Origin of the sequence: Terrisporobacter muris (genome assembly GCF_024621905.1) — a bacterium.
GTDB lineage: Bacteria > Bacillota > Clostridia > Peptostreptococcales > Peptostreptococcaceae > Terrisporobacter > Terrisporobacter muris.
Window position 1 is genome coordinate 1 of the sequence record NZ_JANKBY010000308.1, and the last position, 4,357, is coordinate 4,357.

Here is a 4,357-nt window from a genome sequence, read left to right on the forward strand (position 1 = left end):
TTCCAGCTTCTGCTATATAACAAAAGATTAACTTATTTTCTAATTGCTTTTATGCTCCTTTAGATATGCTAGCTTTATTGTTATTTTTACCCTTAATTAACCCGCCTACAACTGCTCCTATTATTGCAGGTACTATCCAGTTAAATCCTATTGATGCAAAAGGTAATAAACTTAATAGATCTGATATTTGTTTTAATGAAAGTAAATTACTTCCAACACTTAAAAGACTTATAACTAAAGTAACATATGCTGCTCCTTTAAATGCATTATCATTTCTAATGTGATCTCCAAGTAAAGTCATAACAACTAAAGCTATAAGTACTGGATAAACTATTTCTAAAACTGGAGCTGAAAACTTAATTATTGTACTTACTCCAAAGTTTGATACTACAGCACTAAATATACATATTGCTATTACTATTGTTTCGTATTTTATTTTATTATTACTTATACTTGAAAAATACTTAGCAGCTGCTGAAGTAAGTCCTATAGAAGTTGTTAAGCATGCAAGTGTTACTATTACACCTAAAACAATTTTTCCTGGATATCCAAGTAATGAGTTTGTTATAACAACCATTAATGATGCTTGAGGAGTATCTATTCCATAAGTAGAAGATAACATTGATCCTAAGAAAGTCAAACCTCCATAAACTAAAGTTAAAGCAAGTCCTGCTACTAACCCTGATTGAACAGTTATTTTCACCTTATCTTTAGGGTTGTTATATCCTCTTTCTCCTATAGATGCTATGATTACTGTGGCTAGTGCAGCAGCTCCTAGAGCATCCATTGTTAAATATCCTTGAGAAACACCCTCTGAAAATAAACTTTTATCTATAAGTGCATTTTCACTAATTACTCCTATTGGAGATATAATTCCTATAACTATAAGTATTCCTAATGCTATTAAAAGTGCTGGTGTTAAAACTTTTCCTATTATATCAACCACCTTTGATGGTTTAATAGTTAAAATTAATGTAAGTAAGAAAAATACTACAGAAACTATAATAGGAATAATACTTCCTGTTTCACCAATTATAGGTGATATTCCCATTTCAAACGTTGTTGCAGCAGTTCTTGGTATTGCTAAAAGTGGACCTATACATAGTACAGATGCTATACCTACAAACTTGGCCATATTATTTCCGGCTCTAGATAAAACTGTATCTAACTCTCCCCCACATTTTGCTGCTGCTGTTATTACAAGTAATGCTAAACCTACATCGGCTAAAACAAATCCTGCTAGAGACGTTAACCAATGCCCTCCAGATATAAGTCCTAAGTATGGAGGAAACAGTAAATTTCCTGCTCCAAAGAACATGGAAAATAGTGCGAATCCAACTACGGCTATATCTTTGCTTTTTTTGTTCATTTCAATTTCCTCCTTTGAAAATTCTGATTATTGTAATAATTGTAGTAATATTTTACAGTTATGTCAATATATTGTATACAATATATCAAAAAAAATTTAATAATATTAAATTTTATCACCATTACTTATGATTTTTTTAATTTATTTTACATACTTATTACTTAATTTATGATAAAGTTAAATAGCTAATATAATTATATTAGAATCTTAGTATGAAATCGGAGGGTAAAATGAGAAGATACGAAATAGACTGGATTAGAAACATAAGTATATTAATGCTCTTTGTTTATCATACTTGTGCTATTTTCTGCCAATTTGGTGACTTTTATATTATTTCACAAGAAAAAAATTTTTTTGCTGATTTAATTATTTTATTATTATTTACTTGGTATATGCCCATGTTATTTTTCCTTGCGGGAGCTTCCACATATTTTTCTTTTGAGCGTAGAAATATGAAGGAATATATAATAGAAAGAATTAAAAAGCTTCTTATACCACTTTTATTTGGTATTATATTTTTAGTTCCACCACAAACTTATCTGGCAAGGGTTTGGCGAGGCGAGGGAAATTTAAATTATTTTAGTCATTTAGATTTCTTTTTTTCAAATGTAACAGACTTTACAGGATTTGATGGTGCTTTTACTCCTGCACATTTATGGTTTATACTTTATTTATTTGTTGTTTCTATTTTAGGAGGAATTATCTTATTTATAGTATTCAAAAAGGAAAAAGGTATAAGTATTATTTATTCTCTAAGAAAATCTTTGCATAGCAAATTTAGTTTTCCACTTTTATTAGCTCTTGGAGTATGTAGCGATTTATTCCCAAGTATAATGGGAAAAAGTATATTGGCATGTTTATTGATTTTCTTACTAGGTTATATTGTTTATGAAGATAATATGCTTTTGGAAAGATTAATAGGAAATCGTTATAAGTATTTAATTACACTTATTTCTTTTGCAATTTGTGGAGTTGTTTATACATTAAAATTTAGACCAGAAGAAATTAATGCTACTTTATGGATTATTGATAGCTTTTTAAAAAATGGAGTTTTAATATGTGCAATTTGTACAGTAATTGGCTTTAGTAGTATTTATTTAAATAAAAGCAATAAAGTTTTAAAATATTTAAATAAATGTGCATTTCCAATTTACATTATACATCAACCAATTTTATTGATACTTGCATGTTTAATTATACCTACAGTTAAATCAACTACTTTATCTATTGCATTAATAATTATTATTTCTACCGTTTTAACATTTTTAGTTTATGAAGTATTAAATAAAATTAAGATTTTTAATTTTGTTTTGGGAATAAAATAAGTAAAAGGGCTTTTTCACCAAAAATAGTGTTAAGCCCTTTTTTGTATAAAATCATAAATCACATTCTTAAGATTACTAGCATAATCTTTGTAAAATTTATTGTATTCTTCTGTTGTAGCATTAACTTTAAAACATATTACTCTATAATATATGCACTTACAATTTCTCCATAGTAAGCTGTGTGATAGTCTCTATTTGATCCATGGAATGAACTCTCTACATCTTGTGGATAGAATTTATTTTTATTTTCTTCTGTAACCTCTTTTTCATCTTGTTTTTGTTTATATATAACCCTACATTCAAGAGTTAGAGGAAGTTCTTTTATTCCTGGAACTGAAATAACATTTGGTGATTCTAGTGATAAATCAAGTTCTTTAATTTTATCAGTTGCATGACCTGATTTTGTACCACATACACCTAATATCTTTTTATTAAACTCACCTATTGGTATGTTTATAGTAAACTCGGGATTTTTTTCAAGTTGTTGTTTAGTGAAGCGATTTTCTCTTACGAAAACTGTAAATATTAATGTTCCCCATGAAATTGTCATAGAGTTAACTTTATCATCTGCTTTTGTTGTTAGTAAAACACCTTCATTAACGGCTTTTATAATTTCACTTGCATAATCAAATACTTCTATTTCTTTCTTCATAATATCCCCCTTTTTAATTCATTAATATAATTTAGTAACCTTATCAATGGGCACTAAAGAAAATATTTCCTTGTGCTATTTATATATTTAATTATATAACAAATGAAAAATAATGATAGTATGCACTTTTTTGTAAGATGATATCTAAAAGGAGAGTGTGAAATGAAACAAGTAAAATCCTGTACGGATAATGAAGTAAATATCAAACCTTTTGCTTATGCCATGTCTTTAATAGGTGGAAAGTGGAAAATGCATAATTTATTTTAAATACTATAATGAGCTATTCACAGATAATTAAAAATTATCGTGATATAGCTCATCTTTAAATATATTCTGTTTAATAATAAAACTGTTCTCCAAGAATTTATTTTATTAAAAACTCATCTAAAATATTTATTAAAATTTCTTCCATATCTCCGCAGTAGTCTACTTTTCTTATTCTTGGTTGTGATATTTCTCCACCATGTTCAAAATCTACTGGGTGAACTACTATTTCATCATCTTCTAAATCGAATAATAATCCTATAAGATTATCCACGTTTAAGCTTAAATCACCTATATCTCTTATTGTATTTTCATCTTCATATATATCTTCCATATAGTGATTCAGTCCGTATGTCTGACCATTAAGAAGTTCTATCTTCTCTGCTCCTTCATAAGTTTTCCCTATAACAAAATGAAGTGCATACTCTCCTTCTTTTAACAAATCTGCATAATCTTTCGCATCACTTAAATTTTCATAATCCTCATCAAACACAATTACATCCATATAGTCTCTATCTACTAAACAAACTCTTGATATATAGTGAGGATACTCTGAAAGTAGTTCTTCTATATTATCATTGTAGTAATGTATAAAACTTTCTAAATTAAATTCTTCATCTTTAAATCTTAGTATTTCCATGTGGTATTTCCTTTCCTAACTGTCTTAAATGTCTTCATTATTTTAAACAATAAGATATAATATACCATAAAAATAATTGATTTTGTACCCCTTTGATTAACAGATAG

At 27.7% G+C, this 4,357-nt stretch carries 4 protein-coding genes; 1 reads left to right on the forward strand and 3 read right to left on the reverse strand.

Going from position 1 to position 4,357, the window contains the following annotated elements; genetic code table 11:
• Positions 1-49 precede the first annotated feature (49 nt).
• Positions 50-1,369 (reverse strand): branched-chain amino acid transport system II carrier protein, encoded by a 1,320-nt coding sequence (gene brnQ, locus NSA58_RS16665; RefSeq protein ID WP_039678156.1) that lies wholly within the window; start codon positions 1,367-1,369, stop codon positions 50-52.
• Between the two features lie 230 nt (positions 1,370-1,599).
• On the opposite strand from brnQ, the gene NSA58_RS16670 reads away from it, so the two are divergent.
• The gene (locus NSA58_RS16670; RefSeq protein ID WP_039678155.1) at positions 1,600-2,694 is read left to right on the forward strand and encodes an acyltransferase family protein; all 1,095 of its coding nucleotides are present in this window, start codon (positions 1,600-1,602) and stop codon (positions 2,692-2,694) included.
• 136 nt (positions 2,695-2,830) lie between these two features.
• On the opposite strand, the gene NSA58_RS16675 is transcribed toward NSA58_RS16670, so the two are convergent.
• A complete protein-coding gene (locus NSA58_RS16675) occupies positions 2,831-3,346 on the reverse strand; it encodes a flavin reductase family protein (RefSeq protein ID WP_074429919.1) in 516 nt (171 codons plus the stop codon).
• A gap of 364 nt (positions 3,347-3,710) precedes the next feature.
• Positions 3,711-4,250, reverse strand: a complete 540-nt coding sequence (locus tag NSA58_RS16680) for a hypothetical protein (RefSeq protein ID WP_074429918.1) — start codon at positions 4,248-4,250, stop codon at positions 3,711-3,713.
• Between the last annotated feature and the right edge of the window lie 107 nt (positions 4,251-4,357).